The organism is Roseococcus sp. GW821-FHT12F05 (assembly GCF_058806835.1).
On record NZ_JBXAQB010000009.1, the window covers coordinates 175,617 to 197,597 of the forward strand.

21 protein-coding genes and 1 pseudogene are annotated in these 21,981 nt (G+C 71.7%); 14 read left to right on the forward strand and 8 right to left on the reverse strand.

The window, feature by feature from the left end:
* Nucleotides 1-13 precede the first annotated feature (13 nt).
* Together AC1ROY_RS21220 and AC1ROY_RS21225 are read right to left on the reverse strand one after the other, a co-directional pair.
* Nucleotides 14-319, reverse strand: coding sequence for an AzlD family protein (locus AC1ROY_RS21220; protein WP_493150875.1), 306 nt, complete (start codon nucleotides 317-319; stop codon nucleotides 14-16).
* Entirely contained in the window at nucleotides 303-998 is a 696-nt protein-coding gene (locus AC1ROY_RS21225; RefSeq protein ID WP_493150876.1) for an AzlC family ABC transporter permease, read from the reverse strand. The genes AC1ROY_RS21220 and AC1ROY_RS21225 overlap by 17 nt, the downstream gene beginning before the upstream one ends.
* A 38-nt stretch (nucleotides 999-1,036) precedes the next feature.
* On the opposite strand from AC1ROY_RS21225, the gene AC1ROY_RS21230 reads away from it, so the two are divergent.
* Complete coding sequence (locus tag AC1ROY_RS21230; protein WP_493150877.1) at nucleotides 1,037-1,660, forward strand: CGNR zinc finger domain-containing protein; 624 nt, start codon at nucleotides 1,037-1,039, stop codon at nucleotides 1,658-1,660.
* Between the two features lie 64 nt (nucleotides 1,661-1,724).
* On the opposite strand, the gene AC1ROY_RS21235 is transcribed toward AC1ROY_RS21230, so the two are convergent.
* Entirely contained in the window at nucleotides 1,725-2,414 is a 690-nt protein-coding gene (locus AC1ROY_RS21235) for a FadR/GntR family transcriptional regulator (protein WP_493150878.1), read from the reverse strand.
* A gap of 193 nt (nucleotides 2,415-2,607) precedes the next feature.
* Between AC1ROY_RS21235 and AC1ROY_RS21240 the strand changes: the two genes are divergently transcribed.
* The 8 genes from AC1ROY_RS21240 to AC1ROY_RS21275 all read left to right on the forward strand — a co-directional run bounded on the left by AC1ROY_RS21240 (nucleotide 2,608) and on the right by AC1ROY_RS21275 (nucleotide 9,397).
* Nucleotides 2,608-3,414 carry an SDR family oxidoreductase gene (locus tag AC1ROY_RS21240; RefSeq protein WP_493150879.1) on the forward strand — a complete coding sequence of 269 codons (807 nt, stop codon included), beginning with the start codon at nucleotides 2,608-2,610 and terminating at the stop codon, nucleotides 3,412-3,414.
* Between the two features lie 5 nt (nucleotides 3,415-3,419).
* On the forward strand, nucleotides 3,420-4,625 hold the full coding sequence (locus AC1ROY_RS21245; protein WP_493150880.1) for a cytochrome P450: 1,206 nt from the start codon (nucleotides 3,420-3,422) through the stop codon (nucleotides 4,623-4,625).
* 16 nt (nucleotides 4,626-4,641) lie between these two features.
* A complete protein-coding gene (locus AC1ROY_RS21250) occupies nucleotides 4,642-4,836 on the forward strand; it encodes a ferredoxin (RefSeq protein WP_493150881.1) in 195 nt (64 codons plus the stop codon).
* Complete coding sequence (locus AC1ROY_RS21255) at nucleotides 4,829-6,109, forward strand: CaiB/BaiF CoA transferase family protein (RefSeq protein ID WP_493150882.1); 1,281 nt, start codon at nucleotides 4,829-4,831, stop codon at nucleotides 6,107-6,109. Before AC1ROY_RS21250 ends, AC1ROY_RS21255 begins: the two co-directional genes overlap by 8 nt.
* The gene (locus tag AC1ROY_RS21260) at nucleotides 6,109-6,879 is read left to right on the forward strand and encodes an enoyl-CoA hydratase-related protein (RefSeq protein WP_493150883.1); all 771 of its coding nucleotides are present in this window, start codon (nucleotides 6,109-6,111) and stop codon (nucleotides 6,877-6,879) included. Before AC1ROY_RS21255 ends, AC1ROY_RS21260 begins: the two co-directional genes overlap by 1 nt.
* Nucleotides 6,876-8,054: an NAD(P)/FAD-dependent oxidoreductase gene (locus tag AC1ROY_RS21265; protein ID WP_493150884.1), complete on the forward strand. Its 1,179-nt coding sequence runs from the start codon at nucleotides 6,876-6,878 to the stop codon at nucleotides 8,052-8,054. Before AC1ROY_RS21260 ends, AC1ROY_RS21265 begins: the two co-directional genes overlap by 4 nt.
* Before the next feature lie 11 nt (nucleotides 8,055-8,065).
* The gene (locus AC1ROY_RS21270; RefSeq protein ID WP_493150885.1) at nucleotides 8,066-8,359 is read left to right on the forward strand and encodes a DUF1330 domain-containing protein; all 294 of its coding nucleotides are present in this window, start codon (nucleotides 8,066-8,068) and stop codon (nucleotides 8,357-8,359) included.
* A gap of 75 nt (nucleotides 8,360-8,434) precedes the next feature.
* Nucleotides 8,435-9,397 (forward strand): Bug family tripartite tricarboxylate transporter substrate binding protein, encoded by a 963-nt coding sequence (locus AC1ROY_RS21275; RefSeq protein ID WP_493150886.1) that lies wholly within the window; start codon nucleotides 8,435-8,437, stop codon nucleotides 9,395-9,397.
* A gap of 7 nt (nucleotides 9,398-9,404) precedes the next feature.
* Here AC1ROY_RS21275 and AC1ROY_RS21280 read toward each other — a convergent pair whose 3' ends face one another.
* Together AC1ROY_RS21280 and AC1ROY_RS21285 are read right to left on the reverse strand one after the other, a co-directional pair.
* On the reverse strand, nucleotides 9,405-10,256 hold the full coding sequence (locus tag AC1ROY_RS21280) for an SMP-30/gluconolactonase/LRE family protein (RefSeq protein WP_493150887.1): 852 nt from the start codon (nucleotides 10,254-10,256) through the stop codon (nucleotides 9,405-9,407).
* Nucleotides 10,243-11,286 (reverse strand): cupin domain-containing protein, encoded by a 1,044-nt coding sequence (locus AC1ROY_RS21285; RefSeq protein ID WP_493150888.1) that lies wholly within the window; start codon nucleotides 11,284-11,286, stop codon nucleotides 10,243-10,245. Before AC1ROY_RS21285 ends, AC1ROY_RS21280 begins: the two co-directional genes overlap by 14 nt.
* 279 nt (nucleotides 11,287-11,565) lie before the next feature.
* On the opposite strand from AC1ROY_RS21285, the gene AC1ROY_RS21290 reads away from it, so the two are divergent.
* Together AC1ROY_RS21290 and AC1ROY_RS21295 are read left to right on the forward strand one after the other, a co-directional pair.
* Entirely contained in the window at nucleotides 11,566-12,453 is an 888-nt protein-coding gene (locus tag AC1ROY_RS21290; RefSeq protein ID WP_493150889.1) for a fumarylacetoacetate hydrolase family protein, read from the forward strand.
* A gap of 16 nt (nucleotides 12,454-12,469) precedes the next feature.
* Nucleotides 12,470-13,438: a Bug family tripartite tricarboxylate transporter substrate binding protein gene (locus AC1ROY_RS21295; RefSeq protein WP_493150890.1), complete on the forward strand. Its 969-nt coding sequence runs from the start codon at nucleotides 12,470-12,472 to the stop codon at nucleotides 13,436-13,438.
* Between the two features lie 4 nt (nucleotides 13,439-13,442).
* Here AC1ROY_RS21295 and AC1ROY_RS21300 read toward each other — a convergent pair whose 3' ends face one another.
* Nucleotides 13,443-14,351 (reverse strand): LysR substrate-binding domain-containing protein, encoded by a 909-nt coding sequence (locus AC1ROY_RS21300; protein WP_493150891.1) that lies wholly within the window; start codon nucleotides 14,349-14,351, stop codon nucleotides 13,443-13,445.
* 174 nt (nucleotides 14,352-14,525) lie between these two features.
* Between AC1ROY_RS21300 and AC1ROY_RS21305 the strand changes: the two are divergent.
* Nucleotides 14,526-15,269: pseudogene (locus tag AC1ROY_RS21305) on the forward strand (FadR/GntR family transcriptional regulator); the annotation flags it as partial.
* 89 nt (nucleotides 15,270-15,358) lie between these two features.
* Here AC1ROY_RS21305 and AC1ROY_RS21310 read toward each other — a convergent pair.
* Nucleotides 15,359-17,026, reverse strand: coding sequence for an FAD-dependent oxidoreductase (locus AC1ROY_RS21310; RefSeq protein ID WP_493150892.1), 1,668 nt, complete (start codon nucleotides 17,024-17,026; stop codon nucleotides 15,359-15,361).
* A 294-nt stretch (nucleotides 17,027-17,320) separates the two neighbouring features.
* Nucleotides 17,321-17,935, reverse strand: coding sequence for a TetR/AcrR family transcriptional regulator (locus AC1ROY_RS21315; RefSeq protein WP_493150893.1), 615 nt, complete (start codon nucleotides 17,933-17,935; stop codon nucleotides 17,321-17,323).
* 199 nt (nucleotides 17,936-18,134) lie between these two features.
* Between AC1ROY_RS21315 and AC1ROY_RS21320 the strand changes: the two genes are divergently transcribed.
* Nucleotides 18,135-20,240, forward strand: a complete 2,106-nt coding sequence (locus AC1ROY_RS21320) for a hydantoinase/oxoprolinase family protein (protein ID WP_493150894.1) — start codon at nucleotides 18,135-18,137, stop codon at nucleotides 20,238-20,240.
* On the forward strand, nucleotides 20,233-21,969 hold the full coding sequence (locus AC1ROY_RS21325) for a hydantoinase B/oxoprolinase family protein (protein ID WP_493150895.1): 1,737 nt from the start codon (nucleotides 20,233-20,235) through the stop codon (nucleotides 21,967-21,969). The genes AC1ROY_RS21320 and AC1ROY_RS21325 overlap by 8 nt, the downstream gene beginning before the upstream one ends.
* The last annotated feature ends 12 nt before the right edge of the window (nucleotides 21,970-21,981 follow it).

Genomic DNA, 21,981 nt, shown 5'->3' on the forward strand with positions numbered 1-21,981 from the left:
CCAACCGGGGGCGTCAGGCGGGAACGAGCCGCGCCAGGGCCACGATGGTCACCCCCGCCGTCACGGCGAGGAGGTCGCGGCCGGAGGCGCGCATCACCAGGCCGACGATCAGAACGGCGAGAAGCTCGGGCCAGTGTCCCCTCATGAGGGTCGGGGTGACGATGCCGATCATGACGCCGAGGGGGATGGCGCGCAGGGCGGCCTGGACGCGCGGGGTCATCGGCACGACGCCCATCAGCACGTAGCCGAGGATGCGGCAGCTCACCGAGGCTGCCGCAAGGGCGGCAAGCAGGATCAGGAAGTCAGTGCTGGTCGACATGGCGAAGGAACGCGACCGCGCCCGCCGACAGGCCCGCGGCGATCACGGCCCAGACCTGATAGCCCATCGCGGCGAAGGCCGCGGCGGAGAGGAGCGCGGCCAGGGCGTTCCACAGGTCGCTCTGCCCTCGCCACATCGCCATGCCCAGCGCGGCGGAGAATGCGACGAGCATGAAATCAAGCCCGAACACCGCCGGATCGCGAAGGGCCTGGCCCATGACGTGGCCCAGGGTGGTGCCGGCAACCCAGGGGACGAACATGGCGAGGCCGGAGCCCAGCAGGAAACCCACGTCGTCGTCCCCGTCCTCGAACCTGCGCAGGGACAGCGCCCAGTTCCCATCGCCCATCACGACGAGGCAGGACGCGATCCGGGCGACGCCGAGCCCTTCCAGCCACGGCCGAAGCGTGGCGCCGTAGACGACGTAGCGCGCGTTGACGATGAGGACCGTCAGGACGAGCGCGGCCATGGAGACGGTGGGCGACCAGCTCTGGACCAGCGCCAGCTGGGCCGATCCCGAATAGACGAAGAGGCTGAGGAGCGTCGCCTCCAGGGCCGTCATGCCCGCGCTCGTCGACAGGACGCCGAACATCAGCCCGTAGGCGGAGACGCCGATCGCGAGGGGGATTGCGGCAACCCACCCTCGGCGGATGCCACGCCAGGTGAACGGGCGAGGGATCAATCTGCTTTACCTAACCATCCAGACGGTTAGAATGGGCCATGGCCAGAGCCGCTGTCAACGAAGGCAAGAAGGCGCCGCGGATGATCGCCGGCGCGCTCTGCCTCGACTTCGTGAACACCGTCGCGTGGCGCGGCGATCCCGCCCGCCGCGAGGACAGGATCGGCGGCTATGCCGGTCTGGTGCGCTGGGCGGAGGCGGCGCAGATCGTGAGCGCTGCCCTCGCCCGGGAGCTGACGGCGCGGGCGGAGAAGGCGCCGCGCCTGGCCGCCGCAGCCCTGCGATGCGCAGTGGCCCTGCGCGAGGAGCTGCATGATCTCGCGATGAACCCGGGGGCGGCGCCCGTGCCCGCTCAGCTGTCCAATCTCCTGGGCCGGCTGGGCGCCATCGCCGTGCTGGACGTCAGGGGCGGACGGCCGAGCTGGATGCCGGCGGAGGAGGTGGCGGACCTGCGGCTCCCCCTGATTCCGGTGGCGGTGAACGCGGCATCGCTGCTGGTCCAGGACCCCAGGGAACGCGTGCGGAGCTGTGCCGACCGCCAATGCGGCTGGGTGTTCCTGGACGAGACCCGCAACCGCTCGCGGCTGTGGTGCTCGATGGACGATTGCGGCAATCGCGCGAAGGCGCGGGAGCACTATCGCCGGAAGCTCAACCGGCCCGGATGAGCCAGGTGCCGGCCGCCCTGTTCGCCCGCCTGTCCGTCGAGCGCGGCCCCAGCCGACGGCGAGCCTAGGGGGCTTTTCCCTCGAGCCAGAACTTGTGCAGTTCGTGCAGGTATCTTTCCAGGCCCTGGATCGCTCCCTTCGCATCCCGGCGTCGGAGGCAGTCGAGAAGCGTTCGCCGCGATCGGATCACCCGGTCGTCCGACACCGATCCGATTCGCGAGACCCAGTCGCGCAGCATGTCGACGAGCACGTCGGTCAGCGCGACCAGGACGCGATTTCCACTCGCCTCCGCGAGCAGATGATAGAATTCGATCATCAGCTCCGATCGCCGGCGGGAATCGTCCCGGCATGATTCGGCCTGGGTGATGTTGCTTTCCATCGCCGCGAGATCGTCCTCCGTGTAGTTCGGAAGCGCCTCCTGCAGCAGCATGATGGTCACGGCACGGATGGCTCCGGTGAGGTCCGCCACCGAGAAATCCGTCAGCCGCAGCGTGCCGATCCGCTGGTCCTCCGGCCGCCGGGCATCGGGGGAGGCGACGAAGGAGCCGCCGCTGCCGCCCTTGCGCAGGATCAGGACGCCGGTGATCTCCAGCATCCGCAGCGCCTCGCGCAGGGTGTTGCGGCTGACCTGCAGCTGCGCGGCCAGCGCCCTCTCGGCCGGCAGCTTGTCGCCGGGCTGCAGCGCGCCCTTGGCGATCAGCGCCTGAATCTGGCTCGTGATCTCCTCGATGGCCCGGCGCGGACGCGCTGGCACGAAGGTAGGGCCATCCTGCGGATCTGGCTCGGGCGGGGCCTCGTGCCTGGGGCGGGTCATCGCGCTGTCCTCATGGATCCTCGTTTCGCAAGGCCGGGTGGCCGGATCAAGGCCCGCTGATCCGGAATGCTCCGCTTGACGGGCTTCGGCTTATTGGTTTAATGGTCCTACCAACGAACAGGAGGAAGACTGGGTGTCCGAGGGGTTCAGGCCAGGGGCGGGAACGGCCGTCGTGACGGGAGCGGCCAGCGGGATCGGGCGCGCCATCGCGGAGCGCCTCCTGCAGGACGGCGCCCCCCGCGTCGTGATGCTGGATCGCGATGGCGATGCGGCCCTGCGCTCCGCCGCCGTCCTGGATCCGCGGCGGGCCAGGGCCCTTGCGGTCGACGTCACCGACGAGAGCGCGCTCGAGGCCGCCGTCGCCGATATCGAGGCGGAGCATGGCCCCATCGCGCTCTGGTGCTCCAATGCCGGCATCCATCGCGGGGCCGGCCTCGGGGACGCGGAGGATTGGCGCCGGTCGCTGGACGTGAACCTGCTGGGCCACGTGCATGCCGCCCGGATCGTCCTGCCCCGCATGGCCCGGCGTGGCGCGGGGCATTTCGTCGTCACGGCCTCCGCGGCCGGCCTGCTGATGGACCTCCGCTGCGCCCCCTATTCGGTGAGCAAGCATGCGGCCGTCGCGCTGGCGGAGTGGCTGGCCGTCGCCCATGCCGGCGACGGCATCCGGGTGTCCTGCCTCTGCCCCGAAGGCGTGCGCACGGCCATGACCCGCGCGGACAGCACCGCCTCCGGCGCCGGGGAATTTCTCGAGCCCGGCGACATCGCCGAAGCCCTCATGGCGGGCCTCCGCGACGGAAGATTCCTTGTTCTGACGCATCCGCGCACCGCCGAATACGAGGTCCGCCGCGCCGGCGACCGCGAGCGCTGGATCGCCGGGATGGCGCGCGCGCGGCAGCGCCTCGTCCAGCCGGCCCCGACCCTTCAAGACGCAGGATGACGCCCATGGACATGGACACCACCACCGAGCTCTCCTACCCGATGCAGCGCGGCTGCCCCTTCCATCCGCCGGAATCCTACGCGCCGCTGCGGGAGAGCCAGCCCTTCGCCCGCGTCCGCCTCTGGGACGGGTCCTACCCCTATCTGCTGACGCGCTACGAGGACATCCGCGTGGTGCTCGCGCATCCCCGCTTCTCCTGCGAGCCCGTGCGGGAGGGATTCCCGCATGTCTACGAAGGCCGGATGGTCGCGGACAAGGCGGACAGGTCCTTCCTGCGGCTGGACCCGCCGGAGCACGACCGGCTGCGCCGGATGGTGACCAAGGAATTCACGGTCAAGAAGGTGGAGGCGCTGCGCCCGCACATCCAGAGGACCGTGGACCGGCTCATCGACCAATACAGCGCCATGCCCCAGGGCAGCGACTTCGTGGAGCATTTCGGCGCGCCGCTGCCGACGGAGATCATCACCCTCCTGCTCGGCATTCCCTATGAGGACCACGAGGTCTTCCACCGGGCCACGCGCATCCAGTTCGGCTCGAAGTCCACGCCCGCGGAGGTGCGGGCCTCGCTGGACGAGCTCTTCGGCTATCTCGACGCGCTGATCACCCGCAAGGAGGCGGCGCCCGAGGAAGACATCGTCTCGCGCCTCGTGCACGACCAGTACCGGCCCGGCCATATCGACCGCATCACCCTCATCAACATCGTGCGCCTGCTGCTCAGCGCCGGCCATCAGACCACGCAGAACATGACGGCGCTCGGCGTGCTCACGCTGCTGCAGCACCCGGACCAGCTGGCCCTGATCAAGGCCGATCCCGCGCTCATCCCGGGCGCGGTCGAGGAGCTGCTGCGCTTCTCCAGCATCCTGCACACCGGCGCGCGCCGCGTGGCGCTCGAGGATATCGACGTGAACGGCCATCTCGTGAAGGCGGGGGAGGGGGTGATCTGCTCCATCCCCGCGGCCAATCGCGACGGCCGTCTCTTCCCCGATCCCGACCGCTTCGACGTGACGCGCGACGCCGGCGCGCATGTCGCCTTCGGCTTCGGCGTGCACCAGTGCCTCGGCCAGGTGCTGGCGCGGGCGGAGCTGCAGATCGTCTACGGCACGCTGTTCCATCGCCTGCCGAATCTGCGGCTCGCCGTGCCCTTCGAGGCGCTGCGCTTCCGCCACGACATGTTCGTCTACGGCGTGCACGAGCTGCCGCTGGCCTGGTGAGGAAGGAACGACATCCATGCGCGTGACCATCGACAAGAGCCGCTGCATCGCGGCCGGGCAATGTGTCCTCAACGCCCCCTTCCTCTTCGACCAAGGGGAGGAGGACGGCATCGTCATCCTGCTGCAGGAGAGCCCGCAGCCGGGGCAGGAGGAGCACACGCGCCGCGCGGCGCGCCTCTGCCCGGCCGAGGCGATCACGATCCATGAGTGACCTGGCCATGAGTGAGGCGGCGCAGGCGGTCGCGCCACCGGCCGTCGCGGGAGGGTTGGCGCTCTCCGGCATCCGGGTGCTGGACCTGACGCAGTGGGAGGCCGGCTCCGTCGCGGCGCAGACCCTCGCCTTCCTCGGCGCCGACGTCATGAAGATCGAGCGGCCCAAGGGCGGCGACCCCGCCCGCATCGCCTCCGTGGATTCCGCGGAGATGGACTCGCTCTACTTCCTCGTCCTGAACGCCAACAAGCGCGGTGTGACGCTGGATCTGGGCCGGTCCGAGGGCAAGGCGCTGCTGCGCCGCCTGATCGCGGAGAGCGACGTGCTGGTCGAGAACTTCGCCCCGGGGACGATCGAGCGGCTGGGCTTCGGCTACGCGGCGGTGAGCGCCATCAACCCGCGCCTGGTCTACGGCTCGATCAGCGGCTTCAGCGAGGAGAGCCCCTACCGCGACTTCCGCTGCTTCGACGCCGTCGCGCAGAGCATGGGCGGCGCGGTCTCCGTCAGCGGCGAGCCCGGCGGCCCGCCGGTCAAGCCCGGCCCGACCTTCGCGGACACCGGCTCGGCCATGCACCTGGCGGTCGGCCTCGTCGCGGCGCTCCACCAGCGCCATGCGACCGGGCGCGGCCAGCATGTGAAGGTCGCGATGCAGGAGGTGGTGGTGAACTTCTGCCGCATGGCCTTCGCGCGGCAGCAGATCACCGGCCGGCCGGCGGAGCGGGTGGGGAACGGCTCGCCGAGCTCTTCCTCCGCGCCCTCGGGCGTCTTCGCCTGCGCCGGCGGCGGACCGAACGACTACTGCTTCATCTACACGGCGCGGGATTCCCTCACGGGCAACCGGCAATGGAACACGCTGCTGACCGTGATCGGCCGCGAGGAGCTGATCGGCGATCCCCGCTACGCCGAGCCGCAGGAGCGCTTCGCGCGGCGGACGGAGGTGGACGCCATCATCGCGCCCTGGATGCTGCGCCACGACAAGCGCGAGGCCATGGCGCGGCTGAACGGCGCCGGCGTGCCGGCCGGGGCGGTGATGGACACCTCGGACCTGATCGACGAGCCCTCCTTCCGCGCGACCGGCATGCTGACCGCCGTCCAGCACCCGCAGCGCGGCGAGATCGTGCTGCCGGGCTGGCCGGTGCGGATGAGCGATTCCCCCACGCCGGCGACCGCCTGCCCGCCGCTGCTCGGCGAGCACACCGAGGCCGTGCTCGCCGGCCTGCTGGACCTGCCGCCCGAGGAGATGCGCCGTCTGAAGGCGGAAGGCGTGATCTGATGGAGGAGACGGATTCCATCGACCTGTCCCTCCACGGACCGGTCGCGACCATCACCCTGAACCGCCCGCGCCTGCGCAACGCGATCGACCTCGCCTCCGCGCACCGGCTCGCCGCGGCCGTGGACGCCGTGGAGGCCGATCCTTCCATCCGGGTGGCGATCCTCACCGGCGCGGGCGAGGTGGCCTTCAGCGCCGGCGCGGATCTGCGCGCCCGGGCGCGCGGGGAGGGCAGGGCGGTCATCGCGCCCCATGGCTTCGCCGGCTTTGTGCGGCGGCCCCGGCGCAAGCCCTTCATCGCCGCCGTGAACGGCTTCGCCGTGGGCGGCGGACTGGAGATCGCCATGGCCTGCGAGCTGGTGGTGGCCGCGCCGCATGCGCAGTTCTCGCTGCCCGAGCCGATGCGCGGGCTGATCGCCGGCGGCGACTGCCTGCCCCTGGTGTTCCGCCGGCTGCCCTCGGCCCTGGCCTGGGAGCTGGCGCTGACCGGGCGTCGGCTGACGGCGGAGGAGGCGCTGGCGGCCGGCATGATCAACCACGTCTCCACGGACGTGCTCGGCGCGGCGCGGGAGATGGCGCGGGCCGTCCTGACCGGCGCGCCGCGCGCCATCCAGGGCACGATCGCCCTGGCGCGGCGGATGGCGGCGGCGACCCCCGCGGAATACGACGCGCTGGCCGAGCGCACCCAGGCCGAGCTCATGGCCACGGCCGATGCCGCCGAGGCCGCGCGCGCCTTCCTGGAGAAGCGCGAGCCCGTCTGGGTGGACGGATGAGCGCGCGGGTGGTGATCGTCGGCGCCTCGGTGGCCGGGGTGGGCGTGGCCAATGAGCTGCGGCGCTGCGGCCATGCGGGCGGGATCGTGCTGGCGGATGGGCAGCCGCACCTGCCCTACGACCGTCCGCCGCTCTCCAAATCCGTGCTGCTGGGCGAGGAGGCGGAGGCGAGCCTCCCCTTCCACGAGGCGGCGCACTACGCCGCGCTGGGCGTGACGCTGGAGCTGGGCCGCGCCGCCGTGGCGCTGGACGCGGCCGACCGGACGGTGACCCTGGCCGACGGCACGAAGCTGCAGGGCGATGCGGTCGTCATCGCCTCCGGCGCGCGGGCCCGGTTCTTTCCGTCCGGCCGCGCGGCGGGCGCGGTCTGGACCATCCGCGACCTGGCGGACGCCCGGGGGCTGCGCGCCCATCTGCGGCCGGGGGCGCGGCTGGCCGTCGTGGGCGGCGGCTTCGTCGGTGCGGAGGCCGCTTCCAGCGCCCGCAAGCTCGGGCTGGAGGTGACCATCTTCGAGGCCGCGCCGGCGCCCTTCCTGCGCATCCTCGGCCCTGCCGTGGCGGCCGAACTCGCGGGCCTGCACGAGGCCGCGGGCGTCGCGCTCCGCTGCGGCGTGACGGTGGATCAGGTCTCGCAGCACGGCGCCGTCCAGCGCCTGCACCTCTCGGACGGCAGCACGGTGGAGGCGGATCTGGTCGTGGCCGGGCTGGGATGCCTGCCCAATGTGGAGTGGCTGGAGGGATCGGGCCTTCCCATCCGCAACGGCGTGCTCTGCGACGCCTCCGGCCGCACCGCGCAGGACGGCATCTTCGCCGCCGGCGACGTCGCGGCCTGGTTCAGCCCCTTGGCCGGCCGGCACGAGCGGCACGAGCACTGGACCGCGGCGCGCGAGCAGGCCCGCATCGTCGCCGCTGCCATCGCGGGCACGGAGGCGACCCCCTGGGCGGCCTTCGTGCCCTATTTCTGGTCCGACCTGCACGGCCGGCGCATCCAGGTGCTCGGCGAGACCGCCGCGGCCGAGGACGCGCGCTTCGTCCACCGCGACGAGGCACGCGGCGCCTTCCTGGCGGAATACTGGAATCGCGGCCGGATCGTCGGCGTGGCCGGCTGCAACGCGGGGGCGCGGACCATGCGCTACCTGGCGCAGCTCGGCCCCGCCGCAGCCGCCGCGGCCTGAGGAGCATCGCCATGCCCGCCTATATGGTCGCCGAGGTGGAATTCATCCCGGGTCCCGCGCTGGATCGCTACCGCACCCTCGCTGGTGCCTCCATCGCCGCGCATGGCGGCACCTTCCTGGTGCGCGGGCAGGAGAAGGCGGTGACCGAGGGGGAGCATCGCTTCCGCCGCGTCATCATCGTCGCCTTCCCCTCGATGGAGCAGGCCGCGCGCTGGTACCACTCGGAGGACTACGCGCAGGCGCGGCGCGTGAGCGGGGAGGCGATGCATCGCACGCTCTACCTCGTCGACGGCCTGCCCCCCTGACCTGATTTCGCGAAGCCGAAGGACCGGCGGGCAACGACCCGGCCGGCGCAAGGAACGTCCAAGGAGAAGACCGGTATGCTGAAATGGATCGCGGCGGCCATGGGGCTGCTCGGCACCTGTGCCGTCCAGGCGCAGAGCCCTGGCCAGGACTGGCCCAGCCGCACCATCCGCATCGTCTCGCCCTATGCGCCGGGCGGCGCCGCCGACGCCACCGCCCGCTTCGCGGGGCAGGAGCTGCAGCGGCTGCTCGGCCAGACGGTGGTGGTGGAGAATCGCTCCGGCGCGAGCGGCACGATCGGCGGCGAGGTGGTCCGCCAGGCGGCGCCGGACGGCTACACGCTTCTGGCCTCGCCCAGTTCGCACATCCTGGCGCGCCATGTCCTCCGCGCCGCGCCCTACGATCCCCAGGCGGATTTCTCGCCCATCGCGCGCTACGCCGAGGGGCCGATGCTGGTCCTGGTCGGCCCCGGCTTTCCGGCGACGACGATCGCCCAGGCGCTGCCCGCCATCCGCGCCGATCCCGGGCGCTTCACCATCGGCCTGGGCGGCCTCGGTGCGGCCAGCCATCTCGCCGTGCTGCAATTCGTCCGCGAGGCCGGGGTGGACCTGACCATGGTCGCATACCGGGGCTCCGGCCCCGCACTGACGGACCTGATCTCCGGCAACCTGCAACTGATGATCGATCCCGGTGGCTTCCCCCATGTGCAGGACGGCCGCCTCAAGGCCCTCGCCATCACGGGATCCCGCCGCCATCCCCTCCTGCCCGAGGTGCCGACGGCGGCCGAGAGCGGCATGCCCGGGCTGGAGATGGTGGGCTGGTACGGGCTCTGGGGGCCGCGGAACCTGCCGGCTGCGATCGTCACCCGGCTGAACGAGGCCATGACGGAGGCGGTGCGGTCGCCGGCCGCCGTGCAGCGCCTCCATGCCCTCGGCCTGGTTCCCGCCTCCAGCAGCGCGGAGGCCTTCGCCGACTATATCCGGGACAACCTGGCCCGCAGCGTGGCGCTGCTGCGGGAGGCGCGCTACCAGCCGGAATAGCGCGGCGTCAGCGGAAGGGGTGGAGCAGCAGCCCTTCCGCGCCGGCGTCCAGCGCGAGGACCTGGCCGCGCCCCGCCGCCGTGACGATCAAGGCCGTGCCGGCAAAGCACAGGTTGGTCGTCATCGATCCCTCGCCGACCTCGATGCGGCGCAGCGGCGCGCCGTCGGCGTCGAACACCTCCACGCCGCCCGAGCCCGGGGTGCAGGCCCAGAGACGGCCCTCGGCATCCAGCGCCAGCCCATCCGGCCGCGCCTTGGCCGTGGTGCAGAAGATCCCTTCCGAGACCGGGCGCCCGCCGCCGAGCGTGAACCGCTCGACGGCGCGGTCATGCGTGCAGGCGAGGTACAGCTGCTCGCCGCTCGCGTCGAAGGCGAGGCCGTTGGGGAAGTGGCGGGCCTCGATCATCGCCTCGCAGCGGCCGGTCTTGGGGTCGCAGGCGACCACGCGGCCTTCGATGGGCTCGTGCAGCGCGCGGTCCGTCCGGGGATCCGTCACCCAGAGGCGGCCGTCGGGTCCGAAGGCGAGGTCATTGGGCGCCTCGAAGGGAAAGTCGAAGGCGTATTCCACCCGGCCCTCCCGGATCACCTGCACGCCGGGCCGCGCGAGGCCCGAAGCGCCGAAGATGCCGCCATTCTGCGCGACGTAGAGCCGGTCCTCTGCCCAGGCCAGCCCGTTCGGTCCGCCGGTCGTGACATGGCTTTCCAGCAGCGCGCCGGACGGATCGAGGATGTGCACCTGCCCCGTGCTGATCGAGGCGATCGCGAGGCGCCCATCCGGATGCAGGGCCGGCCCTTCGATGAAGCCGAGGCCTTCTGCCAGGACACGGACGGCCGTCGCCGCCCCGTCAGGCCGCTTCATGGCGGTGCAGCCCCAAGGCCTGCAGCACCGGGATGTCATTCACCTGGAACAGGATCGCGGGCTCCGCCCCGTCATTGGCGTGGGCATGCTTCGCCCAGGGCGGCAGGGCGATGAAGTCGCCTGCGCCCCAGTCGAAGACCTGATCGTCCACCTCCATGCGGCCGCTGCCCCGCACGGCATAATAGACGACGCTGCCCGTATGACGATGCGCGCGGGTGCGCGCGCCCGGGCGCAGCATCTGCAGCGCGGTGCCCAGCGTCGGCAGCGCCGGCCCGCCGGTGAGCGGGTTCTGGTATTCGAGGATCACGTCGTCGAACGGGTCCGGATCCAGCCCCGCCGCCTGCTCCAGCGCTGCCAGCGCGCGGTCCCGTCCATAGGCCAGCACCGGGCTCGCGCGCCCGGCATGCGCGGCGCCGGGCGGGCGCATGATACCGCTCCCGAACTCCCGGAAGGAGCGGTCCGCGACACGGGACACCGGCTGCCGCGGGGCCTCCGACCCCTCGAAGGACACGGCGTGCAGGGCGCGCACCAGCGAGATGTCCAGCACGTCCAGCCAGACCATGGGCTTGTCGCCCTTGTTCTCGTGGTCGTGCCAGGTGCCGCTCGGTGTGAGGACGAGATCGCCCTCGTTCATCTCGTAGAGCTCGCCGTCCACGACGGTGTCCGAGCCCCGGCCCTTCATGATGAAGCGCAGCGCCGTCGCCGCGTGGCGATGCGCGGTCGCGACCTCGCCGGGCAGGATGTATTGGATCGAGGCCCAGAAGGTCGGCGTGGTGCCGTAGGGCAGGCCGGGATTGGCCAGCCGCAGCGTGCGGCGCTGGCCGCCGGCCTCCAGCTTCAGGCTCGCGCCGATCTTCTCCAGCAGCGCGTCCAGCTCCGCCGCCCGCCAGTGCCAGGGCACCATGCTGCTGTTGGGCGTGCGGGTGAACAGCGGCGGGTCGGTGGGCTGGGCGACCGCGATGTTGTGGGCGGCCAGCTCGGCGGCCAGGTCGGTGCGGGCCTTGGCATCGGTCATCACGGCATCGGCCATGCGGCGTCCTCCTCATCTCTTTCGTCGCGTCCGCGGACGCGGGATTGCGCGAGAGGTGAACGTCTGGGTGACAGTCTGTCCAATACGAATTGGCCGCCCTTCCCATACGGAAGAGACGCAGTTTTTTCCGACGAACGAGAGGTGCAGAGTATCGCGAAGCCGGCCGTGAAGGCCGTGACGGAGGAGGCAAGCCATGGCGGGACAGGATGCGGCGCATGGCCGCCGCCTCGCTGAACTCTCCCCGCTGTGCTCGCGCCAAGTCAGTATGAGGATCCGCCCATGAAGCTCGCCGTCTTCGACGACAACCGCCTCGCCCTCGTGGAGGGTGACGATCTCTTCGACGTCAGCGCCGCCGTGCCTGGCCATAGCGCCGCCTGGCCGCCCGTCTTCATGCAGCACGTGATCGCGGACTGGCCGGCGATGGCGCCGAAGCTGCTCGCGGCGCGGCGGAACGCGGCGGCGATCCCCCGCGCCTCGGTCACCCTCCGCTCGCCCATCCCCTTCACCGGCAACATCGTCGCGGCGCCGGCGAACTACACGAAGCACGTGGGCGAGCTCGGCGACCGCGGCGTGACCCCCAAGGGCAACTCGGCGCGCGACGTCGGCTTCTTCCTGAAGGCCACCTCGTCCCTTACCGGCGCGGACGAGCCGATCGTGCTGCCGGTGAATTCCGGCCGGCGCTTCGACCACGAGACGGAGCTCGGCGTCATCATCGGCCGCACCTGCCGCCACGTCCGGCGCGAGGACGCGCTGGCCCATGTCTTCGGCTACAGCTGCCTGATCGATCTCAGCATGCGCATCGAGCCCGGCCGCCCCGCCGAGGAGCGCTGCACCCGAAAATCCTTCGACAGCTTCACCCCGCTCGGCCCCTGGATCGTCACCGCCGACGAGGTGCCGGATCCGCAGGTCCTCTCGAACCGGCTCTGGGTGAATGGCGAGCTGCGCCAGGAGGCGAACACCAGCGAGATGACGGTGGGCGTCGCCGAGCTGATCGAGCTGATCTCCTCGGTGATGACGCTGCAGCCCGGCGACGTGATCGCCTCCGGCACGCCGCAGGGCGTGGGGCCGGTGGTGCCGGGCGACCAGGTCACCATCGAGATCGAGCGCGTCGGCCGCATGACGCTGAACGTCGTGGCGGCCGCCGACGCGGCGCCGCGCGTGTTCTGAGCCGGAAGGAAAGACCATGCTGCGAAGGACCCTTCTCGCCGCGCCGGCCCTGGCGCTCGCCGTGCGGCCGACCCGGGCGCAATCCTGGCCCACGCGGCCCGTGCGGGTGATCATCCCCTTCCCGCCGGGCGGGGGCATCGACCTCCTCCTCCGCGCGGCCGGCGCCGACCTGTCCGCCCGCTGGCGCCAGCCCGTGGTGATCGAGAACCGCGGCGGCGCCGCCGGGATCGTCGGCGCGGAGGCCGCGGCGCGCGCCGCGCCGGACGGGTACACGCTGTTGGGCACGGTGAACCAGACCTTCACCACCAACCGCTTCCTCCACCGCGCGCTGCCCTACGATCCCGACCGGAGCTTCGTGCCGATCAGCCTGATGGTGCAGAGCGACCACATGCTGCTCGCCCATCCCTCGCTGGAGGCCGACGACGTGGCCGGGCTGGTCCGGCTGGCGAAGGGCCGGCCGGGCAGCCTCACCTACGGTTCCTTCGGCAGCGGCACCCAGCCCCAGCTCGTCTACGAGGCGATGAACCAGCACGAGGGGCTCGACATCCTGCACGTGCCCTATGCCGGCGTCGCGCCTCTCCTGGTCGCCGCCACGCGCGGAGAGGTGATGCTGGCCACCGGCAGCGCGAGCGTGGCCGGCGAGCTCATCCGCACCGGCCGGCTCAAGGCGCTGGGCGCGGCCGGCGCCCGTCGCATCGGCCAGTTCCCGGAGGTGCGGACGACCGGCGAGCAGGGCTACCCCTATCTCCGCGCCTCCATCTGGTACGGGCTCTTCGCCCCGGCCGGCACGCCGCCCGAGGTGGTGGACAAGGTGGGCGCGGACCTGCGCGCGGTCCTCAACGCGCCCGTCTTCGCGGAGGCGCAGGTGGCCAATCGCGGACTGGACCTCGTGGCGAGCGACGGGGCCGCGCTCGCGAAGGAGATCAGCGACGAGACCACCGCGGTCGGCGAGATCATCCGCGCGGCCCGCATCGAGCCGCAGTGAGCGGTCAGGCCGCTTCGACCGGAGGCTGCGAAAGCCGCGCCTCCTCCTCCAGCGCGGCGGCCAGCAGGGGGAGCAGGGGGGAGGCGTCGCCGCGCCGCCAGGCGATGCTGGTGACCATCCGCGGGGCCTTCCCGCGCAGCGGCCGGAAGGCGACGTGCGGGGCCTGCAGCGCCGCGACCGAGACGGGGACGAGGGCCGTGCCCAGCCCCGCCGCCACGAGGCCGATGAGGGTGTGCATGTCCTTCACCTCCTGCGCGATCCGCGGCGTCTGCCGCGTGCGGAGGAAGACGTCGCCGATCCGGGTCGCGTAGTCCGAACCGAGCCGCTGGCTGACGACGATGAAGGGCTGCGCCGCCAGCGCCTCCGGGTCGATGCTCTCCTCCGCGGCGAGGGGGTCGTCCGCCGGCAGGGCCACGATGAAGGGCTCGTCCTGGATGGCGCGGGCCTCCAGCTCGGGATCGGTGAGGGAGCCCCGCAGCACGCCGAGATCGATGGCCTCGTCCTTCAGCGCCTGGACCTGCTGGGCCACCGTCATCTCCTCCACCCGCACCGTGATGCCGGGATGGCTGCGGGCCAGCCGCCGCAGGGCCTGCGGGATGAGCCCGTAGATGGTGGCGTAGACGGCGCCGATCGCGATGGTGCCCTCACGTCCCTCCCGGATGGCGCGCACCTCCTCGGCCGCGCGGGCCGCCTGCTGAAGGATGTGGCGGGCGTGGCGCACCATCGCCGCGCCGGCCGGCGTGAGGGCGACGTGGCGCTTGTCCCGGGTGAAGAGGGCCGCGCCCAGCTCCTCCTCCAGGGCGCGGATCTGCGCGCTCAGCGGCGGCTGCGCGATGCCGACGCGCCGGGCCGCGCGGGTGAAGTTCAGCTCCTCGGCCACGGCGAGAAGGTAGCGGAGCTGCCTGAAGTCCATGCCGGTCATCCCTGGGCCAACGATGCAAAGGTCGGACCATAGGGAGCGGCGCCGGAAGCGACGCCCTTTCGAGGGCCGGGTGCCGATGCTAGTACATCGGACCACAAGCTTCGCGGGCTGGTCCACCCCACCTCACCGAGGCGGGAAAGGACAGGGTCGAGAGAGGGCTCCCCAATGGCCGGCCGACCGAGACCCCCGCAAGCCCGCCTTCCCGACGACGCCGTTCCGCCGGCAGCGCCGCCGCAGCCAGGCCCGCGCGCGCCCGTCACCTTCGCGCCGCTGAAGAACCGGCGTGTCTTCGAGGAGATCTGCGACCGCATCCGCCAGGAGCTGAACGTCGGCACGCTCGGGCCCGGCGACAAGCTGCCGGCGGAGCGCGAGCTGTCGAAGCAGTTCGGCGCCAGCCGGTCCGCCGTGCGGGAGGCGCTGCGGAGCCTCGAGATCGCGGGCATCGTCGAGCTGCGCAAGGGCGTCAAGGGCGGCGCCTTCATCAGGACCGGCGACCCCGCGATGGTGACCGGGATGATGCAGGACATGGTCTCGCTCGGCCGCGTCTCGCTCGACAGCCTGACCGAGGCCCGCCTCCTGATCCAGGAGGCCGTGGTCCGCCTGGCCGCCCAGCGCGCGACGGAAGAGGACTTCGCGCTGATCGAGGACAACATCCGGCAGGCCGAGGCCCTCACCGCCGCGGGCAGCTACAACGAGCGCCTGCACGCCTTCGCGGATTTCTACATCCTGATCTGCCGCGCGACCCGCAACGAGGTGCTCTCCTTCGTCACGGATGCGCTGACCGGCGTCGTCCGCAGCGTGCTCATGCGGGTGATGCCCAACCCGCGCATGGACACGCTCGCCTTCCAGCGGGAGCTCCTCGGCCTGCTGCGGGCGCGCGACCCCGACGGTGCCGCCGCCCTGATGTCGGAGCACCTGCGGATCCTGCATCGCCACCTCGCGCGCTGGGAGCAGCGCCGGCGCGCCGCCGGAGCCGAGGCGCCGGCGCCGTCCGAGCCTCAGCCGGAGGCGGCGGCCAGCGCCTCCGACTCCGCGGCCAGGCGGGCGGCGCCGCGCACGACGTCCAGCACCGCGCCGGGATCCCGCGGCTCCTCGTCGCCGCGCCAGACGACCATGCCGTCGGGGCGCACCAGCACCAGCCGCCGCTCGTAGGCTTCCGCGACCGCGGGCTCCTCGATCGCGATCCGCTCGAGGGGGAGGCCGCGCCCGGCGGCCGCGGCGGCGAAGCCCTGGGCCGCGGGCGCGCCGGCGCCCAGCCGCAGCAGCACGAAGCCGCGCCCGAACAGGTCCAGCGTCGAGCGGCCGTCGGCCATCCACACATGCGGGGCGCGGGATCCGGGACGGGTGGTCGGCTCGTAGGTCGCCACGCTCTCGGCGGGGGGCGGCGTGCCGTCCGGCACGATCACCGGCGAGTTCTCGTAGACATAGCCGAGATGGATGCCGAGCGTGTACCACTCGCGCCGCATCATCTCCGCGTACCAGTCGCCGAACTCCTTGCGCGCCGCGTCGGCCTCCGGACCGGGCTCGAAGATGGTGGCGGGCGGCCGGCGCTCGCGGGAGGCGAGCATGCGGCGCAGGTTGCCGCTGCTCTCGGCGACGTTGCGCTGCGCGATCGGCTTGCGCTCCACCTCGTAGGAGGCAAGCAGGCCCGGGCCGCCCCAGCCGCGCAGCACCGCCTCCAGCTTCCAGCCGAGATCGACGGAATCGCCGATCCCCGTGTTCATGCCGAAGCCGCCGGTCGGCGACATGAGATGGGCGGCATCGCCCGCGATGAAGACGCGGCGCGTGCCGTAGCTGTCGGCGACCAGCTCGCGCCGGACCCAGGGCACGATGGACAGGATCTCGTAGTCGAAGGGCCTGCCCATCGCCCGGTCGATGAGGGCGCGGATCTCGGCCTCGGTGAAGCTCCGCTTCTCCTCCGTGCCGACGATCGACATGCGCCACCGGTCCGCGCCGTTGATCGCGACGATGGTCAGCCAGGTGCCCTCCGGCCCGATGAAGATGAAGCGGTAGGCCTTGCCCTTGTTGTGCAGGGCGGGCAGGTCGGGGCAGCGGAAGATGATGTTGGTGGCATAGGTCAGCACGGGCTGCCCGCTCATGCCGATGCCGATCCTATCGCGCACGGTGCTCGCGCCGCCATCCGTGCCGACCAGGTAGTCCGCCGTCATCCGCCGCGTCTGGCCCGTCGCCGCGTCCTTCAGCACCGCCACGACGCCGCCGGCCTCCTCCGTCAGCCCGACCAGTTCCGTCCCGTACTGGACCTCCACGGAAGGGAGCGTCGCGACGAAGCGGCGGAGGATGGGGTCGAACATATCCTGCGGGCAGCGCTCGCGGTTCTGCGGGCTCTGCGGCGGGCGCGGCTCCTGGTTCTTCGGCGGCACCACCTCGCGGCCCAGCTCGTAGCCGGTCAGGGCCGTCACGTAGATATTGTCCTGCGGGTAGTCGCGCGGGTAGGGCGAGTTCTCCACCCAATCCGCGATGCCCCAGCGCCGGCAGAACTCCATGGTGCGGATGCCGACCATGTCCATCTTGGGCGCGGTGATGGCGCCGTCGCCCTTCTCCACCAGCAGGCAGTCGATGCCGCGCCAGCCGAGGTCGCCGGCCAGGGCCAGGCCGACCGGCCCGGCGCCGATGACGAGGACGGGAACATGTGACGTCTTGGGCATCCTGGAAAATCCTCCCGATCGGGCGTGTTGCGCCGAAATCCTGCGGGCCTGACCGGCGCGCACGGCGCCGGCAGCCCTTCCCACCCGGCATCGCCCCTCCGCCGGCTGTCGGCGCCAGCATAACGCGGCATGCCCGGCCAGACAATGAATGGTCTGACCATTTGATGCGTCAAAATTCGACGGATATGCGGGGCGCATCGGGATCGGATGGATCATGTGCCGTATCCGGGGCCGTCCGCCGGCGCGGAAGGAAGAAGCCGCGGCGCTGCGATCTTGGCGGCCTGTCGAGCCGGGTTACCCGTCCCCGGGCGTCGGAAGGCCTGTCGCGCCGCCCGGCCGCAGATAGGCCACGACCATGTCGCCGATCAGCTTCTCGTAGCTGTCGATCCGCTGCGGCTGGAACAGGTCGCCCGCGAAGGCGGCGGAGAGCGTCCAGCGGTTGGCGCAGTAGAAATACCCAAGCCCCGACAGCGCGACATAGAGCTCGACCGGATCCACGTCGGCGCGGATGAGGCCCTGCTCCCGCCCCTTCCGCAGAAGCTCCGCCATCGCCTCGAAGAGCGGATTGTACAGCATCGGGACGCGCGCCACCGTGCTGAGGTGCCGCGCGCGATGCAGGTTCTCCTCATTCATCAGGGCGGTGATCTCGGGCATCTCGCGGAAGCTGCGGAAGGTGTCCACCACCAGCCGCCGCATGCCCTCGAGCGGGCCGTACTCGGCGAGGCGGTATTCGTCCTGCCGCTCGCGCAGCATCGCGTAGATCCGCTCCAGCACCGCCCGGTAGAGGCCTTCCTTGCTGCCGAAATGGTGGAACAGCAGTCCTTTCGCCACGGGTGCCGTCCGGGCGATCCGGTCCATGCGCGCGCCGGCGAAGCCGTGCGTCGCGAATTCGGCGATCGCCGCCGTCATGATGCGTGCCCGCGCCGCTTCGGGATCGCGGGTGGCATCGCGTGCGGAAGGGCGTTGACGGGGGGGCACGATGCGGTGATAGTTCCCGTCTATTGACCAGCCGGTCAACATCGAAACCGGCGGTCAGGGAGAATTTGCCAGCAATCACGGCGCTGCCTGTCCTGCGGGGAGAGCGGTCCGGTATGGTGTCCAGGTCTGCATGTTGAGCGCGTCGGGTCGCGGCGCGCGGATCGGCGTCGACGTCGGCGGCACCTTCACCGACGTGGTGCTGGCGCTGCCGGACGGCCGCCTGCACGTCAACAAGACTTCCACGACGCCGGCCGATCCGGGCGAGGGCGTGCTGGCCGGCATCGCCGCGATCCTGGAGCAGACCGGCATCGCGGCCGCTTCCATCGTCGAGGTGGTGCACGGCACCACCGTCGCCTCCAACACCATCCTGCAGAAGGCCGGCGCGCGGACGGGCCTGCTGGCCACCCAGGGCTTCCGCGACGTGCTGGAGATCGGCCGCATCCGCACGCCCGGCATGTTCGACATGACCTGGAAGAAGCCGGAGCCGCTGGTGCCACGGCGCTGGCGGCTGGAGGCGCGCGAGCGGATCGGGGCCGACGGCTCCGTCGTGCTGCCGCTCGACGAGGCTTCGGTGCGCGCGGCGGCAGCGACCTTCCTCGCGGAAGGGATCGAGGCGGTCGCGATCTGCTTCCTCAACAGCTACGTCCGCCCGGAGCACGAGCGCCGCGCGGCGGAGATCCTGGCGGAGGCGGCGCCGGATATCCTGCTCACGGCGTCCTGCGACGTGCTGCCCGAGATCAAGGAATACGAGCGCACCAGCACCGCGGTGGTGAACGCCTACCTGCTGCCGAACATGCGCATCTATCTCTCGCGGCTGGCGGATCGGCTGGCGGCGCTCGGCATCACGGCGCCCGTGCAGGTGATGGCCTCGAACGGCGGCATGATCGGGCTCGACACGGCGCGGATGCGGCCGGTCTTCGCCGTGGGATCGGGGCCGGCGGGCGGCGTCGCGGGCTCGGCGCGGCTGGGGCCGGCGACGGGCGCGCGCGACCTCATCGTCTTCGACATGGGCGGCACCACCGCCAAGGCCGCGATCATCCAGGACGGCCAGCCCTCGCTGGTGACGGAATACGAGTTCCGCGACGGCATCTCCTCGCCGAGCCGCTTCACCAAGGGCGGCGGCTACATGCTCAAGGTGCCGGCGGTGGACATCGCGGAAGTCGGCTCCGGCGGTGGCTCGCTCGCGCGCATCGATGCGGGCGGGCTGCTGGTGGTCGGGCCGGAGAGTGCCGGCGGCGATCCGGGCCCGGCCTGCTACGGGCGCGGCAACATGCGGCCCACGGTCACCGATGCGAACATGGTGCTGGGCCTGCTGAACCCGGAGGCGCTGGCGGGCGGCTCGCTCAAGGTCGATCCGGAGCTGTCGCGGCAGGCGGTGCAGGCGCATGTCGCCGGGCCGCTAGGCCTCTCCGTGGAAGCGGCGGCGCATGGCATCCGTCAGGTCGCCAATGCCAACATGGCGCGCGCGCTGCGCGCCGTGACCGTCGAGCGCGGCCTCGACCCGCGCGACATGGCGCTGATGGTCTTCGGCGGCGGCGGGCCGCTGCATGCGGTGGACGTGGCGCGTCAGCTCGGCATCCGGCGCGTGCTGGTGAGCCCGGTCTCCGGCGTCTTCTCGGCCGCCGGCATGCTCTCCGCCGATTGTGTGCAGGACTTCGTTCGCCCGGTCATGATCCCGCTGGCGGAGGCCGACCCGGCCGCTCTCGCGGACGGTATCGCCGACATGGCCGCCGAGGGACGGACCGTCCTGTCCCGCGAGGGCTATGACGGCGCCCAGGCGGTGCTGCGCTTCGCCGTGGACCTGCGCTTCCTGGGGCAATCCTCGCAGCTCACCGTGCCCTTCGTGCCGCCCTTCGATGCGGCCGCGCTCGGCGAGGCCTTCGGCGCGCTTTACGCGGAGACCTTCGGCTACCGGCCGGAGGAGGCCATGGAACTGGTCAACCTGCGCCTCGCCGCCGTCGGCACCGGTGACCGGCTGCAGTTCGAGACGCTCCGCCTCGATGCGCGAGCCCTGGCCGGCGCCGAAGGCACGCGCGACGTCGCCTTCGCGCGTGGTGCCGCAAAGCTGCCGACGCGGCTGATGCCGCGCGACGCCGTGACCGCCGAGTCCATCGCCGGCCCCGCGATCATTGAGAGCTACGACACCACCATCGTCATCCCGCCCGGCTGCACGGCCGTCGCTGCCGGGGCTGGCTGCATCGCCATCACCATCGGCCCGGAGACCGGCGATGCTTGACCGGAAAAAACCTTCGGCCGAGGCCGATCCCATCACCTTCGCCGTGGTGAAGAACGCGCTCGACGCCATCGTCGACGAGGTGGCCTACACCGTCATCCGCACCGCGCGCTCCGAGATCGTCAAGGACGTGATGGACTACTCCGCCGCCATCTGCGACGCCCGCGGCGAGATGGTGGCACAAGCGAAAACCATCGCGCAGCATCTCGGCGCCATCCCCGAGGCGATGCAGGCGGTGCAGGCGCGCTGGGCCGGGCGGCTGGCGCCCGGCGACGCGGTCATCATGAACGACCCTTATCTCGGCGGGATGCACCTGCCGGATATCTTCATGTTCTACCCGATCTTCGCGGGGGACGAGATCCTCGCCTGGGCCGTGGTGATCTGCCACCACACCGATGTCGGCGGCCGCGTCCCCGGCTCCAACGCGGCCGACAGCACGGAGATCTACCAGGAGGGCCTGCGCATCCCTCCGCTGAAGTTCTTCGCCGCAGGCGTCGCGGACGAGGCGCTGGAGGCGCTGATCGGCCTCAACGTCCGCGTGCCCGACCGCGTGCTGGGCGACCTGCGCGCGCAATACGCCGCCTGCAAGGTCGGCGCGCGGGAAATCCACCGCCTCGCCGCGCGCTACGGCGACAACGGTCTGCGCGACTATTTCGACGCGCTGCTCGACTATGCCGAGCGCATGGCCCGCGCCGAGATCGCCACCTGGCCCAAGGGCACCTTCCGCTTCACCGACCATATCGACAGCGACGGGCTTTCCGACGCATCGGTGCCGCTCTCCGTCGCGATCACCGTCGAGGGTGACCATCTCACCGTGGACTGGTCCGGCTCCTCGCCGCAGGTGCGCGCGGCGATCAACAGCACGCTCTCCTTCACCAAGTCGAACGCGTTTCTCTCCGTGCGCTGCGCATTGCGTGGCGAGATCCCGAACAACGCCGGCATCTTCCGGGCCATCACCGTCACCGCTCCCGAGGCCAGCGTGCTCAATCCGCGCTCGCCCGCGCCGGTCGCGGCCCGCGCGCTCACCGGCTACCGCGTGATGGACACGATGTTCGGTGCGCTCGCGCAGATCGTGCCCGACCTGATCCCGGCCGCCGGCGAGGGCGGCAACACCGTGATCGCGCTGGGCGGGCGTCACCCCGACAACTCGCCCTTCATCATGGTGGACATGATCAGCGGCTGCTGGGGCGGCCGTCCCGACCAGGACGGCATCGAGGCCATCACCAACCCCTCGCAGAACCTGTCCAACACGCCGGTCGAGGTGCTGGAGCGCCAGCATCCCGTCCGCGTCGAGCAATACGCGCTGGTCCCCGACAGCGGCGGCGCCGGACGCTTCCGCGGCGGGCTCGGCCTCGCGCGCTCCTACCGGCTGCTGGCCGAGGAGGCCGTGCTGCAACTCCGTTCCGACCGGTTGATCTTCCCGCCCTATGGCCTCGACGGCGGCGAGCCCGGCGGCCGCAGCGCCAACTGGCTCGGCGAGGGCGAGGCCCAGAAGTCGCTGCCCGGCAAGGTGACGATGACGCTGCGGGCCGGTGAGATCCTGCTGCACCACCAGGCCGGCGGCGGCGGCCACGGCGATCCCTGGACGCGCGACCCTGAAGCCGTGGCGCGCGACATCTGGAACGGAAAGGTGAGCGCCGCCGCGGCCCGCGTGCATTATGGCGTCGTCGCCGATCCCGAGACGGGCCGCCTCGATCAGGCCGCCACCGACAACCTGCGCAAGACCCGCTGAAGAGGACCGAAG